General features: G+C 45.7%; 11 protein-coding genes. 2 read left to right on the top strand and 9 right to left on the bottom strand.

Annotation, left to right across the window (positions count from 1 at the left end):
- The first annotated feature begins 197 nt into the window (after positions 1-197).
- A complete protein-coding gene (locus tag AC6RNO_RS11275; protein ID WP_474686073.1) occupies positions 198-1,538 on the top strand; it encodes a TrkH family potassium uptake protein in 1,341 nt (446 codons plus the stop codon).
- A 67-nt stretch (positions 1,539-1,605) separates the two neighbouring features.
- Here AC6RNO_RS11275 and deoC read toward each other — a convergent pair whose 3' ends face one another.
- The 9 genes from deoC to AC6RNO_RS11230 all read right to left on the bottom strand — a co-directional run bounded on the left by deoC (position 1,606) and on the right by AC6RNO_RS11230 (position 17,374).
- On the bottom strand, positions 1,606-2,262 hold the full coding sequence (gene deoC, locus AC6RNO_RS11270; RefSeq protein WP_497105516.1) for a deoxyribose-phosphate aldolase: 657 nt from the start codon (positions 2,260-2,262) through the stop codon (positions 1,606-1,608).
- A 158-nt stretch (positions 2,263-2,420) separates the two neighbouring features.
- Positions 2,421-3,365, bottom strand: a complete 945-nt coding sequence (deoR, locus tag AC6RNO_RS11265; protein ID WP_474686071.1) for a DNA-binding transcriptional repressor DeoR — start codon at positions 3,363-3,365, stop codon at positions 2,421-2,423.
- A gap of 254 nt (positions 3,366-3,619) precedes the next feature.
- The gene (locus AC6RNO_RS11260) at positions 3,620-4,492 is read right to left on the bottom strand and encodes a cupredoxin domain-containing protein (RefSeq protein ID WP_488438100.1); all 873 of its coding nucleotides are present in this window, start codon (positions 4,490-4,492) and stop codon (positions 3,620-3,622) included.
- 45 nt (positions 4,493-4,537) lie between these two features.
- Positions 4,538-5,437 (bottom strand): TIGR03943 family putative permease subunit, encoded by a 900-nt coding sequence (locus AC6RNO_RS11255; RefSeq protein WP_497105502.1) that lies wholly within the window; start codon positions 5,435-5,437, stop codon positions 4,538-4,540.
- Positions 5,438-5,454: 17 nt separating this feature from the next.
- A complete protein-coding gene (locus AC6RNO_RS11250) occupies positions 5,455-6,483 on the bottom strand; it encodes a permease (protein ID WP_474686065.1) in 1,029 nt (342 codons plus the stop codon).
- Between the two features lie 22 nt (positions 6,484-6,505).
- Positions 6,506-7,699, bottom strand: coding sequence for a HupE/UreJ family protein (locus tag AC6RNO_RS11245; protein WP_497105501.1), 1,194 nt, complete (start codon positions 7,697-7,699; stop codon positions 6,506-6,508).
- 80 nt (positions 7,700-7,779) lie between these two features.
- Positions 7,780-15,375, bottom strand: coding sequence for an S-layer homology domain-containing protein (locus AC6RNO_RS11240; RefSeq protein ID WP_497105500.1), 7,596 nt, complete (start codon positions 15,373-15,375; stop codon positions 7,780-7,782).
- Positions 15,376-15,992: 617 nt separating this feature from the next.
- Positions 15,993-17,075 (bottom strand): hypothetical protein, encoded by a 1,083-nt coding sequence (locus AC6RNO_RS11235; protein WP_474686137.1) that lies wholly within the window; start codon positions 17,073-17,075, stop codon positions 15,993-15,995.
- Positions 17,076-17,128: 53 nt separating this feature from the next.
- Positions 17,129-17,374, bottom strand: a complete 246-nt coding sequence (locus AC6RNO_RS11230) for a hypothetical protein (protein WP_474686059.1) — start codon at positions 17,372-17,374, stop codon at positions 17,129-17,131.
- Between the two features lie 445 nt (positions 17,375-17,819).
- Between AC6RNO_RS11230 and AC6RNO_RS11225 the strand changes: the two genes are divergently transcribed.
- Positions 17,820-18,191: a YhjD family protein gene (locus AC6RNO_RS11225; protein ID WP_474686057.1), complete on the top strand. Its 372-nt coding sequence runs from the start codon at positions 17,820-17,822 to the stop codon at positions 18,189-18,191.
- The last annotated feature ends 28 nt before the right edge of the window (positions 18,192-18,219 follow it).

Genomic DNA, 18,219 nt, shown 5'->3' with positions numbered 1-18,219 from the left:
ATTTCGGGACATGTTTATGCTATTTTCGAAGATTTGCCTTGTGCACATTTTTAACTTTTATGAACTTTTTCGCAGGACGCTCGTTTGAAGATGTTGTGAAAACCGCTTTTTTTCTTTACAATCCAATCCCGGGATACTAGAATAGATCGCATGTTGGATGTTTAAAATACGCAATTCATTCAAGCGAGGTAGACTTCATGTTTCGAATCCGGCTGAATCCGCCGCAAGTATTAGCCATCGGTTTTTTAACTATTATTTGTATCGGCTCCCTGCTTTTGTCTTTGCCCATCGCCTCCGCGGACGGGACAAGCACCGCTTATATCGACGCATTGTTTTTGGCGACATCGGCCACTTGCGTGACAGGACTTTCCCTTGTCAATATCGGGGAACACTACTCCATTTTCGGTCAAGCGGTGATCATCGTTCTTGTGCAAATCGGCGGGATCGGATTTATGACGGTAGCCACTTTGATCGCCCTCGTCTTCCGCAGGCGGATTTCCTTTCAGGAGCGCCTCATTTTGCAGGAAGCGATGAACCACGGTTCCACGGAAGGAATCGTCCGGCTCATACGCAAAGTGATTGTATACGCTCTGGTCATCGAATTGTCGGGTGCCGTCCTGCTGTCGATCCGCTGGCTCTTTGAAATGCCGCCGGGTCAGGCCGTATATTACGGCGTTTTTCACAGCATTTCCATTTTCAACAATGCGGGGTTCGACTTGTTCAGCGGCATGCCGGACAGACCCGGCAGTTTGATGTATTATGTAGACGATCCTTATATAAATATCGTGTCAATCGTCCTGATTGTGCTCGGCGGGGTCGGATTTATCGTTATCGGCGATCTTTTGAGCTACCGCAGCACAAAGAAACTCACCCTGCACAGCAAAGTCGTGCTGTCCGTCTCCGGCGGATTGATCGCCATCGGAACGGTTGTCATTTTCGTATTCGAATATACGAACCCGCTGACGCTGAATCCGTTATCGGCAACAGGCAAAATATTCGGCGCGCTGTTCCAGTCGGTGACCGCCCGCTCCGCCGGGATGAGTACCGTCGACATTAGCATGTTCAGGCAGGCGACGCAATTTTTTGTCATCATTATGATGTTCATCGGCGCAGCTCCCGGATCTTCAGGCGGAGGCATTAAAGTAACCACTTTCGCCATTCTTATAGGCGCACTGATCGCTATGATCCGCGGCAAAGAGGATATCGTCCTGTTCCGGCACCGCATGGCCAAAGACCGCATCTACAAAGCCATTACGTTCGCCCTGCTTTCGTTTATCGTGATCGTCGTCGCTTCCATGGTGCTGTCAACGACCGAAAGCTTTCCTTTCCTCGGCATTTTGTTCGAGGTGACGTCCGCCTACGGCACGGCAGGCATGTCGCTGGGCTTAACGCCCAAACTCACCACTTTCGGCAAAATACTGATCATGGCGCTGATGTTTATCGGCCGTCTCGGACCTGTCACGCTGGCCTACACGTTGACCCCCAAAACGAAAAAAGAGCTGTACCGCTACCCGGAAGGCAAAATTACGATCGGCTGACGCCCGCTTCCGGCAGCGCTGCTTAAATAAAAAACAGGCTCGATTGCAGCAATCGGCCTGTTTCTTTTTAATATCCTTCGCCTTTGCCTCCGGTAACGATGGCAATGCTGGAGCTGGCTCCGATGCGGGTGGCGCCGGCAGCGATAATTTTCCGGGCCGTATCGATATCTCTGACCCCGCCGGACGCTTTTACGCCCATTTCCGGGCCTACGGTCTTTCTCATCAAAGCGATGTCTGCCGCCGTAGCGCCGCCATGTCCGAAGCCGGTCGACGTTTTGACAAAATCGGCCCCGGCCAGTTTGCTGAGCAGGCTTGCTTTCACTTTTTCCTCGTCAGTCAGCAGGCCCGTTTCCAAAATGACCTTGATTACAGCCTGCCCGCGGCCCGCAAGCACGACGCCTTCAATATCCGCTTTCACGGCGTCCAGATCACCGGATTTGAGCGCGCCGATATTCATGACCATGTCTATTTCGGTAGCGCCGTTTGCGATAGCGTCCCGCGCTTCGGCCATTTTGGCAAAAGTCGTAGTCGCGCCCAGAGGAAATCCGATGACCGTCGTAATGCCGACTTTCGAGCCTGCCAGCTCCGCCGCAGCCAAAGGCACCCAATGCGGATTCACGCAAACCGTCGCGAACTCGTATTGCTTGGCTTCGCCGCACAGCTTTACAATTTCATCCCTGGAGGCATCGGGCTTCAACAACGTATGATCGATAAGCGCAGCAATCTCCGGCCCTGTTTCGTTTCCTTGCGAACCGGCCGTTCCCGTATTCGCAGGCTGGCTCCCGGCTTCAGCCAACACTTTTTGCACAGTTTGTTCGATCCATTCCTTTACTTCCAATTTTGTTCTCCTCCTATTTTTCAACTGCTCTATGAATTGTATGATCAAGACTGGTATTCAAGCAAATATTTTGCCGTGAATTGATCCGTAATTAACGTATTCGTATACTTCCCGCAGATAGCGCCGTGGATGGCATCCACTTTTTTGACGCCGCCGGCTACCAAAATCGACTTTTCCTTGTTTCTCAGCTCCGCCAAATCGATCCCGATCGTCCGCCGGTCGAGCTCTTCGCTGCAAATATTGCCTTCCAGATCGATGAACCGGGAGCAAATATCTCCGGCGCCCTTGGCGTGAATGATCTCCAAATCGGACGGGGAAAAATAGTTCGCTCTGATCAAAACGGAATCCTCGGTCGGCACGCCAACCGTAAATACCGCCAAATTGGCTTTCTTGCCCATATCCAATATTTTGCGTATATGCCGGTCGGCTTCAATCGCCTGCTTGACGACAGCGTGATCGACGATCGCGGGCAGCGGCAAAAAATGCGGATTCGTATTGAACGCCCCGCCAAAAAGATGAACGATTTCCGAGGCGTACGTATTCGTCTCCGAGTAGCTGACACCGCCGTTAAGCTGGACGACCGATACGTCCCTCACATGCTTGTTCTGCAATTGAACGGCTACCTCATATAAAGTCGTGCCCCACGTAACCGCGATCGTATCGCCGTCTTTGACGATTTCATACAAATATGCCGCGGCCGCTTCGCCCAAATATTTTTTGACGACGGGATCTTCGTACTGGGGAACCGAGACGACAATCGCCTTTTGCAGCTGGAACTTCTCTTCCAGTTGGGAAGCCAGATTGCCGTTATTTTCAGTAGGGTCCATAATTTTTATTTGAACGATGCCTTCCGCTTTGGCCTGCTGCAAAAACCGCGATACCGTCGGGCGGGATACCCCCAGCTTTTTGGCAATATCCTGCTGACTATAGTCCAATTGATAGTACATTCTGGCTGCATCAATGATTTTCTCCAGCTTGTCTCCGCTCATACGTTTCCGCCCTTACGCTCTCAATTGAAATTATGTTCAGTATTGATTAGCATAATTTCATATTTAATTATACGAAGATTTTGTCAAAAACACAATGCCTTAACATGAAATTTTGTTCACTCGATCCATCGTTTTGGCTTGCCCACAAGCAAAATCGTCAACAACTGTATATCAATAAAAAGAGAGCCGCTCTCGTAAGAGTCGTCTCTCCTAAGGGTAAGAAGTCTTAAGCGCGCTAACAGCAGCCAATTCAATTATTTTGCCGCTTTGACTGTAAATGTGCCCTTATACGGTTTTGATTGTATCATAATTTCGTAGGTTCCCGGCTGCGGATTATTCAATAAAAACATGTTTTTCCCTGGTTTTAAATCAGCGCTAAAATTCAAATCCTTTGAAACAAGCTTTAGATCGGTTCCTGCGTTCGCTTTCACATCAAATATGGCTTTAATCATGGAACCGGCTTTAAATTCCGTATTTTTAGGGGTAATCCCGGAAGCGGAGACGTCGATTGTCGCGATTTGCATATCGTTTTCTTCATCGACCGTCGCTTTTTGCGATTGCGGCTGGCCAATGGTTCCGATGCGGATTTGATCTTTTTGCAGTAAAAAATACCCTGTAGAAACCGTCATGCATACAATTAGTACAATTGTACTGGTGTATACAGGCTTCCGAAGCGAAGGCTTCTTGGATTTCTTTTTTTTAACGTTTTTATTTAGGCGCCAATCCATAGTTTTCTGAACGAAAAATACAGCCGAAACGAACACAATATCTGCAACCATGACAACCAGATTCGATCTGAAAAACAGACTGCCTATGATAGCTCCAAGCATCGCCCCCATCGAACCGGCCAATACTCCATTTATGGCTGATTGAACGCCGAATGGTATACCGCCGGGAAAACCGGTGATGATAGCAAACAATATCGTAATCGTCACAATTAAGCTCAATTTAAAATCCAACGTCTGTGCCGCGACAACACCAAATGCAAAACTTGATAACAAGGCAAAAGCAGAACTTGCGGTCAGTCCGGCAGTTCTAGTCAACATGGCTTTTCTTTGAACCATATAAAAAATGTGATAGCCTGTGATCAGAACAATTAGTATGAAACTTCCTATGTTAAGCAGCATAACAACCATCACTCCATCTTTGCTCGTTTAAATATTGCGGTCTCATTACAGTTTTTTAGCAAAGTCCCAATCCGGATAAACGTAAGGAATGGTTGGAGCGGCAGCAGGTTCTACATTTTGAACAACGATTTTAATTACTGTCTGGTTAAGATAGGTTGTTGTTGCAATGGTACCCGTAATAGTTACCCATGAGTCGTTCGCATAACTGCTTGCATTTTGAGCCTCGGCAATCATTCCATAAGGAGATATATCTGCTATACAATGGGTCATCGCCATTCTGCCGATAATAAATTGATTTCCGGCCAAGTCATTTTCTCTATAAATGAATCCTTTAACCTTAATTTGCTTGCCTTCAAAATTAGAGGCGAATGTATTGAGAGCCTGCAGCTTTTCGATAAACCATTCATCTTTCATTTCTATCAGATCTTGCTTATATAATAACATCCCTAACTTTGCATAGTCTCGGTTGTATTTGTCTGTTTTAAACATTTCTTTCGCCGCTGGGTCTTCATTTCCTGCCAACTGAGCCAAATCGGCAGGAACACCATTGTTATAGGCAGACGTTCCTCCCAAATTCAACCCTTTATTTTTGGCTAGCGAACTAGCAAAGGACTGGTTAGGAAGGAATATTCCAAATAACAGCGGTAATATAAACAATCCATAAATGATCGTGTTTTTCCATAAAGACCGTGAAGGTTCATGACTGTGATCGTGCCCGCCGCAAGCACAAAAAGCTGCCGGCTGTTTGAACGAACGAATTGAGATGTAGAGTTGGAAAACTGCAAAGATAAATAATCCTCCTGCAGCAATATCTACATATTTCACAAGCTGCGGTGCAATAAAAAGAAGAATTTCCCCCGACAACGCTAAATATGCTAAGAGTACTGAGAAACCCAGTAAAATCGTCAATCTCAAAAAATGATGCACAACATACGAGTTTTTCATTAAATTGTTCTCCCTGCTCATTTCAATATGAACCTTTCGAGAATCAAAGTGCTTGTATAGACGCAAACGATAACTAGTGAACTGTATAATACTACATATCTTGTTTTAAAAACTGCCGACATCATCAAAATCCCTTTCAAGTTAAGCATGGGACCGAAAACCATAAATGCGACAAGCGAGCTTTTCGAAAATGTCGTGACAAACGATTGCGCGACAAATGCATCCGAGGTTGAACAAAGCGAAAGTAGAAATCCGAGGCCCATCATCAGCAAGTTTGCGCTTCCTTGAGTGTGTCCAAGTTCCACCAAAGTGCTCTTGGATACGAACGTTTGAAGCAATCCAACTAGTAATGCACCAAAGATCAAATATTTACCCATCTCAAAAAATTCGCTAATTGCATGTTCCATTACTTCCAGCAGTTTGTTCTTGCTACTATGCTCATGGTGCTCGTGGTGCTTAGTCGTATGCTGCTGAATGGGCGGACCTATCTTTAGTTGATCCGTTTTTACGAAGTAATAGACGATAAGCCCAATAACGAGCGCCACAAGAAAAGCCAATCCCATACGCGAAAAAACAATATCGGGTTTGTTGCGAAAAGCCGTATACGTAGACCAGAATACAATCGGATTTATGATCGGCCCGACCAAAATAAATGTCGTGGCAACATGCAGGGGCATTCCTTTTTGAATCAGTCTGCGAATAGCCGGAATCATCCCACATTCACATATAGGAAAAATAATGCCAATCACGCTCGCGGCAACAATACCCAAAATGGGATTTTTCGGAATCATTCTTCTGATGGTCTGCGCTGAAACGAAAACTTCCAACAACGCTGAAATTAAAACTCCAACCAGTATAAAGGGCATTGCTTCAATAATGATGCTGACAAACATCATTTTAAATATTTGCAGCTTGGGGTCATTCAAAATCGTCTCGGGTGCTTTGGTAGAGAAAAAATATAAGATCACTATAGCCACCAAAGAAAAGACAGCGAGTAAATTGCTATTCCACCTGTTTGACTTTTTTGATACTGCCGTATTTTGCATGAATATCCCCTCTTGATTTTGTTTAATTGAAGAATACCCTCTGCGTTAGCCAGATTCCGCCCAGCACAAGCGCTACGCTGGAACCTGCAATTACTGCCCGCCTTGAATATTTCCAACGGTGTAATAGTATGAGCAGCGGCAGCAGCATTGCGACTAACGTCACCTGGACGGTTTCAATCCCAATATTAAAGCTGATCAAATCAGCAGCCAGTTCGCTTTTCGGGATATCCATCTCTTTCAAAATATCTGCAAAGCCCATTCCGTGTATTAAGCCGAATAAAAATGTAAGTACCCAGCGGTGGCTGACACGGTTACGAACGATATTTTCTACTGCGACAAAACAAATGCTTAACGCAATCGCAGGCTCAACAATTCTCGAAGATACATTAATTATCCCCAGCACCGTCAATGTCAGGGTAATGCTGTGAGCGATCGTAAATGCTGTGATCATGGTCGCATATTGCTTAAATTTTTGCCTTGCGATTAACAATGAAAACAAGAACAACAGATGGTCATAGCCGGTTAAAATGTGATTCATTCCGAGTGTAAAGAAAGAGAACCAGCCTGTACCTGAAGTCGGTTGGCTTGAACCATCACTCTGAGGTTCTTCTGTTTGATTATTGGGGATATTTTGCTGAAGCTGAGCATCCTGTTGCAAACCGGCATAATCATTTTCAGTCATTTGCATCGCCCATACCCGGTTTTTCCCGGATAGAGCCGACGTACTTTTTTGCTTGCCGTAATTAATAGTAAGCAAATCAACGTAGTTGGTCATTGCGTCATTTAAGTATAGATTGTCCACCAAAGAAATCGGCTGCGATGCGGAGACTGGCGGGAAAGTGAGCTTCAATACAACCTTCGTTGCATCCCCCTGTCGATCGAGAATAAAACTGTCCACTTGTTTCCAGTCCTGCAACTCACCGTTAATTTTTAAAGAAATTTTTGTTTGCAGCAGCGATTTAAGCTTATCTTTCACTGCATCGAATTCATCCTGTTCGAGCATAGAATTATTGTTTACATCTCCGCCGACTAATTCAATAACGGATAATTCGTCAAGCGAATAGGTCATTTCAATGTTAGATTTTGTTAAATTTAGCGTCGTATAACTGGCACTGTAAGCATGTGCATATACTGACCGATCGAACGGTAGGAGAATGCATAACAAAACTGACATCAGCCAAATGAAAAGTCTCAATGTACCATTAAGACGGAACATAATTCTCCTCCTTGTTAAAGATAAGGGGATGCCATTCTTGCGAATGGCATCCTGCTATCATTGAAGTAATGCTTAGATGCTTATTTACTTAATAAGTTATAAATGACTTGAGCGGCTTCAGCACGGGTTGTGATCCCCTTCGGATCGAACTTGCCCGCCGCGCGTCCTTGAATCAAGTTCAGCGACGCTGCCGTTTTTACAAATTGTGCTGCCCAAGGTGAAACTAGAGATTCGTCTACAAATGTCGTCGTACTGGCTTTCACAGACGCTTTGCCGCTTTGATTTTCGTACGCCCGCATTAGCATCGTGACCATTTCCTCACGAGTAATTTGCGCATTTGCATCGAAAAGTTCAGTACTCTTTCCTTGTACGATGCCTGCTTTCACTGCAATGGAGATAGCTTCGGCATACCAGTCACCGGCCTTCACATCAGTAAAAGCTACATCGCCTTTCGCTGTCAGATTCAGCGCTCTGACCAGCATGGCTGTAAATTCGGCGCGCGTTACGTTGCGTTCCGGTTCAAACATTGTTGCGCTCGTCCCGCTCACAATTTGCTTCGCCGCCAGCTCTTTGATTACATTCGCTGCCCAATATTTTTCCGGGATATCAGTGAATGATTTTGTCACTTCAAAAACCGCATATTTACTGAAGTGACTAATCTGAGCTACCATGTAGCCATCTATATATTTTCCTCCAATGTACTCTAGCTTTCCATCATCAGGAATATAATAAATACCGGCCAATTTCGGATTCACGGTAGAATCGACCTTTAACTTAATCGTTATCGGTTTGTCGAACTTCGAAAGATCGACAGTTTTGCCATCCGCAGTAGTAATGGACAGGTGTAATTCATAAACTTCTCCGGAAAGCTTAATGTCCGTTTTGCTTATGTTTCTGCCTTTGTCTACGATATTTTTCGCCTCGGCATCGTTCAAAGGATTTAGCTTCAACGAAATTGTACTGTCTTTCGACTCAGCTGTAGAAAGCTTGTTTATTAACTGCTTGAACAGATCGGAAGGTACATTCATAACGATTTTATCCGATTTGATCGCTAAGTTGTCTTGTTTAATCAGATCGACCGTATTCGATGGAATCTTAACTTCCCAAGTACTTGCCGGAACTTCGACGGTTGTTTTGCCGTTCCCGGTGAGCATATCCGCCGTAATCATGAAAGAATGATCTCCATCGCTTGTATTATGGGTGGTACTGCCTGTCCCGGTTCCGGTTCCGCTTCCGGTTCCACTTCCACTTCCACTTCCACTTCCGCTTCCGCCCCCGGTTTCTCCTCCGGTTGTTGGAATCGCTACATTTACTGCTGCGGAAGCTGTATAATTTCCGTCAACAGTCGTTACGGTTATCGTCGCCGTTCCTGTACGAATTGCCGTAACTTTTCCTGTCGCATCTACCGTCGCAACCGATGTATCGCTCGATTTCCAAGTGACCGCTTGATTCGTCGCATTCGCAGGTGCGATCGTTGCTGTCAGTCCATATACAGCCCCCTGCACCGTCAGGTTGATTGCGCTCGTGTTCAGCCCCACTCCGGTAACTGAGACTATTTCAGTCGCATTCATCAATTCCCTTGTATCGCGGACGCGAATCCGGTCGCCGTTAGCGTATTTGCTGCTCATGCCTGTCGCTAATAACGTATCCCCAATGGATAGCTTAGGAATCGCCACTCCGGTTTCTTCGAGAACATATCCGTCTACGAATACGAGGACATCTCCACTGCCATCGTTAATTACATATGAAAAACTGTCGGGAATGGAAGTTACCTTCCCTTTTACCTGAACCAACTGACCCTGATACTGATCGGAAATCGATTCTCCCGTTGTGACTAGCTTAGGTGGAACAGGCGGTCCTGAGCTTACTTTAACGATACTTTTATCAAACCCATTAAACATGACTTCCTTGTCATTGTCGAAAGTGCCGATATAACCGTATATTCGTATCGTATCTCCAAGTTGTAACGAATCTTTTGGCACCTCGTTAAATGCCATAATTCCGCCGCTATCGTCCTGAATGTAAGCAGCGTCGTAGAATATCCCTGCCTGAGCAGTTACCTTCCCTTGGACAACCACATTTGTACCATCCGACAGTTTGCGGGCATCGGCGATCGGAATCACTTTCTGTTCATTCTTCGCTAACCAATTGACTACGTTTAACGCGAATGGAACATTGTTAGTCGGGCCGTCGTTTTGTGTCATTTGCTTGTCGTTGAAAATATTCATTCCCGCCACAACAATCCTGCCAGTTCCAAGCTGCTCCGAAGCTACTAACGGTATAGCCGACCCGCCGGTTACATCGGTCAAAGCTGGACCATTTTTGCCATTAGCTGTTCGGACATTATATTTCACCGTATCAGTTTTTACTTGAGGAGAGTCTTGAAACGTTGTTTCGTTCCCCGTTGCAAGAACAGTAACTGAACTGCTGTCCGTAAGCGGAACTTTGTTTCCTGCCCCATCGTTTTGGGCAAGACTCGCTCCACTGTAAAAGTCCAATAAGGATACGAAATCAGTCAAACGGTTACTTACAGGCTTCAAATGGAGCCGCACTGAAAAATTAGAAGTTAACGGAGTCCCCCAGAAATTACCGCTTGTTGTTTCGTCAAAGACTCCATCGTTGTTAATTAAAATACTTGAACCAATACCCGATAATAAACTGTTTAGATTTTGGGGAGTTCCGTTGTAATTGCTCTTTTCGGTCAATAATAACGATCCGCCGCGATCAATGAAACTTTTTAATACAGTGATTTCACTTGCAGAATACGCACTGCTTGGATGAGTTACCATCAATACATTGACGTCGCTTAAGAGTTGATCGGTAAGCGCAGTTTTATTTTCAATAACCGTATATCCCTGTTGCTTCAAATTGAGTGTGAAGTTTTTAAGGTTATCGCCGTACGTACCGGTATCGCTCGTCGTATTTTCATTATTATGCGTAGCATCAATCATAACTTTGATGCCGAGCGGCGGTTTCACAGTGATCGTTTGTTCATATTTATTATCTCCCAGGTCATTCCCGTCCCCAGCCGCAAGCACGACAATCAACTTGTGACTCCCTGAAGGCGGATTCGACCAAATGACGCTGGCATCTGCATTTTTATTAGCAGCAAGTGAAGCGATCGTAGCATCTCCGATTAAATGAGCCGAATCAATGCTGTCATAATAGAAATGTGCGGTAAGATTTGTCACATTGATCGTTCCAAGATTGGCGACGCCAGCTTTCAAAGTGACAGGCATGCCGGCTATGGCAGCTCCTTCTACAACTGTTAAATCGTTTACTTTCACGGACAACGGATCTTCCGGCGACCAGATCGGCGAAGAGTAGATTCTATCGCCATCCTTTTGCGTGACACGAATAACGAACCATTGCTGTCCTCCTATGACATTGACTGACGGCTTCCAGTTAAACGACGACGTATTTCCGTCTGGCGTGTAACTGTCGTAAACTCTGCCGCCATTGGTAACCAACTCGACTTTAGCAATGTTGGTATTATCGCTTGCCGGTACAGAAATATATTTCGGATCGGAGGGGCTTTTATCGCTGCCTGTAACATTAAAGTTCAGCGTCTTGGAGTCGACCGTAGCACCCATGTAGTATCCGTTTGCCAATACATCCAGTTGGTAGTTCGGATCTTCACTGAAATAAACGTGCATTTTGCGCATTGCATCAAACAAAGAATCCGTAGAAAGATCATTAGCGACAATAATCGTACGTTTCTTCGTTTGTCCCCAAGTCGCGTTATGGTTATCTTCACCGTACGTCGGCGCTACATGCCATCCCAGGTCGAGGGCGCTGAAAAATTTGTTTTCCGCGTTGACATATGCATACTGTCCTGACCCATTGCCTACCTCAAGCATTGTGAAGAGCTTGTCGACATTTTTATCATAAGGAATGAAATTGTCGAACGCATTCGCCGACATCGCCGGGTGATTGAACTGCGCTACAATATTATCATAAGTCAACGTCCAATTGTAATAATTTTGAAGATTTTGATATTTCCCTCCATCTTGGACACGATCGATGAAGTTTTCGGTTCCAAAGACGTTAGAGTGACCCCAAGTGGTTGAAGTCATTTCAAATCCCGGGAATACGACAAAGCTTCCGTTTTTCGTATATTCTTTCGCAAGGTCTTTCGTTAGCTGCCAATCAGATCCGCCTGTTCGCTCAGGCATCCCTTTATGATCGACACTATCTGTACCAACAAGCGAAGAATCGATATCATGCGAGTGATCGGAGAAAGCAAAGTAGTCGTAACCATGAGCCAGAGCCGCTTTTAAAGCCATTTCAGGGGTGCCTGTTGCATCTTTCACAGTATCGTGTGAGATACTGGTATGATTATGCATTGTTCCCCGATAATGGTTGCCTCCGGTAAACCTCGGAACAATCTGGAATGACCAGGAATATGTCGAAAGATTGCCTCGTAAAGACAAATCTTTGGCCGAAACTTGGACAGTATGAGTCCCGACAGCCATATCATCGTTCGAAGTTAAAGTTAACTTGATTTGACTAATCGATTTTTCAGCTTGCGCAGTGAAATCTTTGCCGTCAATGGAAATCTTCAGAGAATTCACATCCACGCCGCTTGGATCGTCCAAATTGACGGAAACGACCGGATGGGATGATTCAATATTGTCATTATTAGCCGGAAGCTCGTTGGAATACGCCGGGCCGTCCGTATCTTCTACGATATCCACGCTGTTTGGAGTATTAGAGTCTCCGGAAGTCAGCGTCTGTCCGTTGCCTTGAGCTACAATATAGTAGGACAACTTTCCAGGCGCCGTTGCCGCCGGTATTTTGGCATTGTAATTCACATTGTCATTAGCGGCCGTAAGCAATGGGATTAAAGCAAAAGAGGAATCCCCCGAATACTTATAGTAAAGGGTAATGGAATCCGCATATTTCGCCGTTGCTTTGATAGGTACATCCAAACCGATATAATATTTCGTCAGAGGAACATGATTGAACTGCAGATCCCCTTTAATATCAGAAGCTTTCCTTGGCAGAACATAGTATCCGCTCGTATAAGGAGAAGCTAACTTGGATTGACCCACGATCCCTGTAAAAGTTAACGTATCGCCCAGCGCAATTGCACTGTTAATATCAATCCCGGTAGACCCCAATATTTTGACGATAGCTGTATTGCCTGAATCGTCAATAATCGTCACGTTATAGTCCGGACCAGTGGATGGAATATTGGATACCTTTCCTCTAACAGAGACCAATTTCCCTTCCAACGGTTCCGCTGTTGCATAAGCGCTTAAAGCAGGTAACGTAATCACGCTCGCAACAGGCGCCGTATCCAACCCTTCATCCGTAATCATGGTCGGAACAAATTGTGCCATACCCGAAGTAGATACGAATTTTCCGGCAACTTTAACTTTATGTCCGATCGTGACTGATTGTGCTTGGCCGGAAATAACCTCGATTCCACCTGTAGCGTCTTGTACGTAGAAATTTGCTTTTTCAGTTCCAAGCGCGTTATTATCCGATGTCACTACGCCCTCGATGGTCGTAGAGAATCCGATATGAAGCGGCAGCCCGTTGGTGTCATTGTAACGCAATTGATTAATAGGAACTATCGCGTTCGGGTTTCCCGCTGCGTCAACACGCACATAGATGCTTTCTTTTGGCACAGGCTGCGTTGTATCCGTATAAGTAAGGTAAACCGTTTGATTATTATTCGAATCTGAGAAATTCAGTGAAAATGACCCATCTGCCGCTGCCGTGGTTTGTCCCGCTGAAGAAACGATGCCGGCATTTACCACATAGGCTTTGACTGTCGACGAAACAGGAACAGAACCTGCGATTCCTGTTGCGGTTGCATTGCCGCCTGAATTCGTGAAGCTGATTTTCGCGGCGTTGGGAGAACCCATGAACTTCGAGTTGCGGATGTTAACTTCTACAGGATTACTTGGGCTGCTTGGTGCATTCAAAACAAAATCCTTGGACGGATCCTTCGAGAAAAAACCATTGCCCAAGCCAAGTGCTACTCTTGGATCGGAGCCTGCATCTGTTTTACGCAGTATAGTCCCGCCTCCGACACCGGTGTTAAAGAAGGGCGATCCCCAATGATCGGTTTTCGTGGTAAAACTGGAGTTGGTTCCGTTGCCGAAAGTAACAATATCAATCGCTTTGGGATCATCTTGACTGCTTAATCCGGTTGTTGAATTAGCAATGGCAAGAATCCCCCCTGCAGACCCGCTGGGATTAAGGGTGCTTGTTTGGTCCGGTGTTACGGGAAGACTTGCACCCGTTGCTCCAACATTACCTGATACAAGATAATATCCATGAGCTTTAATTGTGCCGGTCAGCTTGGTGCCTGCTCCAAAGCTTGTACCTGATGATGACACATAAATGATTGCCCACTGATTATTGAAATTGATATCCTGATTTGTTGTATTGTACAGCTCGAAAAACTTCGTATTATAAAAGGCTCCGCTGTTACCGCCATTTACATACAATTGGCTGAAAACGACATCGCCGGGTTTGATACTCTGAGTAACGGTAAGATTGACCGAAATCGGATCGCTCTGCGTTTGCCCAGTTCCCTGCGCCGTAATGTAAGCCGTCGTCTTGGATAGAACGTTATTCAGGTTTGAAATTGCAAACGACCCATCCGCTGCCGCAATTCCAGTTCCACCTAACGTAGTCAATGCAGCGTCCCAGTATACGGCTACTTGTACACTGGCTCCAACAGCTCCCGCCAAACCACTAACTGCGTTCAAACTCGAAAACGTGATTTTTGAAGAATCCGGATTTTTCGTCTTACCGGAGGCAGGCGCAACCGTCACCATGCTGCTTGCTGTAAAACCGCCATCTACCGTGGTCGCTGTAATCTTTGCCGCTCCTGCGGACACTGCCGTCACTCCGCCACTGGTGTTCACCGTAGCTACAGCAGCATTATCTGTGCTCCAATTCACTGCATTGTTTGTCGCATTCGCCGGGCTTACCGTTGCGACCAGACCATACACAGCATCCCCGACCGTCATATTGACAGTATTCGAATTGAGCGTTACGCCAGTTACACTAACGGTGCCCGACAACGAGGTCCCATTGATGACGATATCAGCGATTCTGCTGTTGCCATTACTTTGAGAGATCGTCCCTGTTCCATTGGTACCGGCATTTGATGAATTAATCGAAGAATTAGACGTATTGACCCATCTAATATAAACAGTTGGTTGATTGTCCAATTCGCTAGGCAGATTTACATCTTTTTGTGCAATCGTTGTCGTAAGTGAATAGACATCTGAAAATGGAACAAAATTAGTACCATCTAGGCTGTACTGAAGCTGAAAATCCTTCGGACCGCCATTTGTACCATATTGCTTTGAAGAAAGTGTTAATCCAGAGTATCCAGCCGTGCTGAATTGCGCTTGCCAATACCCTCCTGCAGGAGTAGCCCAGCCATCTTTATATATAGTGTTGCCTGTAGCTGAGTAAGTAGCTGTTCTACTATTGCTTAATGTCAGCTTGGCGATGCCTTTATTATTGGCATTACCGGCAGTTGCAGTATCCACGTTCGTCGACGAAAAGGTCCACCCTGCTACAGTCTCGGGTACGCCTGCATATGCCTTCTGAACCAATCCATTAGGCAAAATCATCGTGGCCAGCATCATCACAACCATCATAAGGCTGTACCATTTCTTGTACTTACCTATCCTTTTTAACATTAAGGCGATTACCTCCCTTATAAAATTGCATAACAAAAAAAACAACACAACAAGCGCCGCCTAATCCTCTATCTACCCCCTCAATAGAATTAAGCACCCCACAACGAAAGCGCTTTCCCATTTTCCTCAGGAATTAACCTGCTAATTGCTAAAGTGAACATTTGAAAAATACTTTTTTTACAATTGATTCCAATGACATTAATTCATCACTTTGTAAACATTTTTTCAAACGTCCCTTAGCTATTCTAGACTTCATTTGTTTTGTGTATATTAGCACAGCGTTAAGGGATTGTTAAGGCGGTTTTTGGCATAATCTTAATATTTGGAAATCTGCCTTATCGAATATCGCAAACTATGCATAATACCAATAACTACATGATAGAATAGAAAAAGTGAAATTTTGAATAAACAATAATTTACATTTGTTTATTTTATCATTTGTAATGAAAATAGCTCCAAGAAGAAAATAATACCATTTCCAATTTTTCAATGATTTTTCTTATCGTATCGGGTAGTGTAACGAGAGTTTATTGGCGGAATTGTATGCTAAAAAAGCCTGCTCCCCCATATGGACAGGGCAAGCAGACTTTTTTTCAAAAAACTATTCGTTAGATCTCTTAACGATAAACGTTTGTAACATACTCGCGGGAGAACTCTCCCAGCCCGTCAAAGAGCGCGTCGACGAAGCGCGCCGGATCGGTCAGCAATGTGCCTGCGCCCAGGTCGCGGTAATTTTCGAAAGAGCGGCCCCATGGCGCGCTGGCGTCGCCGCTGCCGTTATCTCCGGCAAACGTTCCGTAGCTGGACCAAAGATTCGGGTTGTTATCGTTGCGATGCGGCCATAGGGAAGTTTCCAGCGGAATCAGACCGTAGGTCAGCGGCGCGCTTTTGAAGTCATTGGAATAGTTGGCGTAATAGTTTTTGCTGCGGTCGCTCATGTTTTGTACATCGGTGCCCGATTTGAACACGATACCGCTGTTGCCTTTTGCTCCTTTATCGTCATACACCCGCAGCGCATGGCCGAAATCCTGCTCGCTTTCCGTAATCGGAGAGTCGTTTTGGGCGCTGTAAATTTTCGGATGACTGCCGGACATACTGTATTTGCCGTCAAAATAAACCGTGCTCAGCCCTGGTGTATACGTCTTGTCAGTAGACCAAGGGGACGAATACATGCGGAGCTTTTTGTGCCGTCCCATGAGCACCGTTTCCAGCTTGCCGTTCGGATCGTCGACTTTGTTGCCGTTCAAGTCCGTGCCGCCGGGTTTGCGGATGACCAGCATCATGCTTTCCATATCGTTCTCATGGTCGCCGAGACCGTTCCCGAGATCTGCAACAACGCCTCTAACATCCTGCTTCGCGTAGTAGAAATAGTAGCCGATGAACCAGTGCGTTTTGGACGAAACGAAAGAATAGTACACGGATGGATACAACGCTTTGCCGCCCAGACCGTATTGATCGATATTTTCCCAGTTGTTTGTCGTATTCCAGTCGCCGTCGTAGTCAACGCGCGTCGGGATATCCTGCTGCGGATCGCTGCCGATATCTTGGTAAAGCAGCGGGGACCAAATTTCGGCAAATTTGCTTTGTTCCTCTGCCGTCGCCGCTTCCGCCTTGGAAACAAGCCCCGCCGGCGCGATACAAGGCACAGCCAGTGCCAACATCAAACTAAAGGTCAAAATCTTACTTCCGATTTTACGCATCACAGTTACATCTCCTTTTATATTCACGAATTTTTTTGCGGGCGTCTGCTTCTTCACGGCCGGTAAAATACCGTCCTGCCCGGCGTAGTTGTACACCAAATTTTCATCATAAGTAAAAAATAATGTCGGGCGCTTGCCCAGCCGTTTTTCGCGACGGATACGCCTGCAGGCGCTGTACCGCGCTCATAGATTTTAACCTTAAGCGCGACCTCATCTTTCGGCTTGGCGCTATTCTCCCCTCCCTTTTCCGTCCGGTCGCAATCTTCGATCCGCCGGAACAGCCGATCAACAGATTGCATAGAAGCGCACCGCACAGCATTCCCGGAAAACTTCCGTTCCAGGCATGCATCCGAAGCGGCTTTTAAGCTGCTCCTATGTTGCGTAACCGCGTCCTCCTTCAGTCGATGCAACAACTCCTTTATAACCCGGAAGTATAAAATCTGGAAACAGACGATTTTCCATGCGGTAAACCGATCATGCCACCCTGCTCTTTATGTACTTCCCGGGCAAAAACAAACCAAATTCTACCTCCCAACCTTTTTCCGCTTCCCTCTTCCGGATTTCGCTAACAAACAGGCAATGCGAAAAGCGATCCGACCCGCTCGCCGCGGCTGCGCAAGCCGATACCACCGCTTTGCCGCACTCGCTCGGGCAGAAAGCGGAATTCCGTAAAATACCACTGTATAAGGAACGTATGTTCGGTATATAATAAGAATAAACGTTCGTATTATGGTGGTGTTCATTATGAGTGTTAATTCAAGAATCGAAACGGAAGAAGATGTTCAGATCATCAAGGAATACACGTTGCTGCCTATTTTGCTGGATATGTTGGCGAGGGATATCGACGAATTGAAAGTTTACAAGGATAAGATCGTGTATAATCATCTTATTTTTTATCTTCGGGAAGTTGAAAATTCCATTTATCCCGAATTGCAAAACATCAAAAGCAAGATGAAGAAACGGGACATGAAAGTGCTCAGTACGAACACGAATGCTTCAGGCATCCACGTCGAATACAAAGTCCGCGGCTACGTTCGTCATTTCACCATGCTGAGGAGCCTGGTCAAAGCGGAGCTGATGACTGCGCTGATGAATATGCGGGGGCGGTTGCGGTGAACTAAAGGATTGTATTTTCGACCGAATC

It is taken from the genome of Paenibacillus sp. sgz302190 (assembly GCF_059820445.1).
This window is presented reverse-complemented; position numbering and strand designations above follow the sequence as displayed.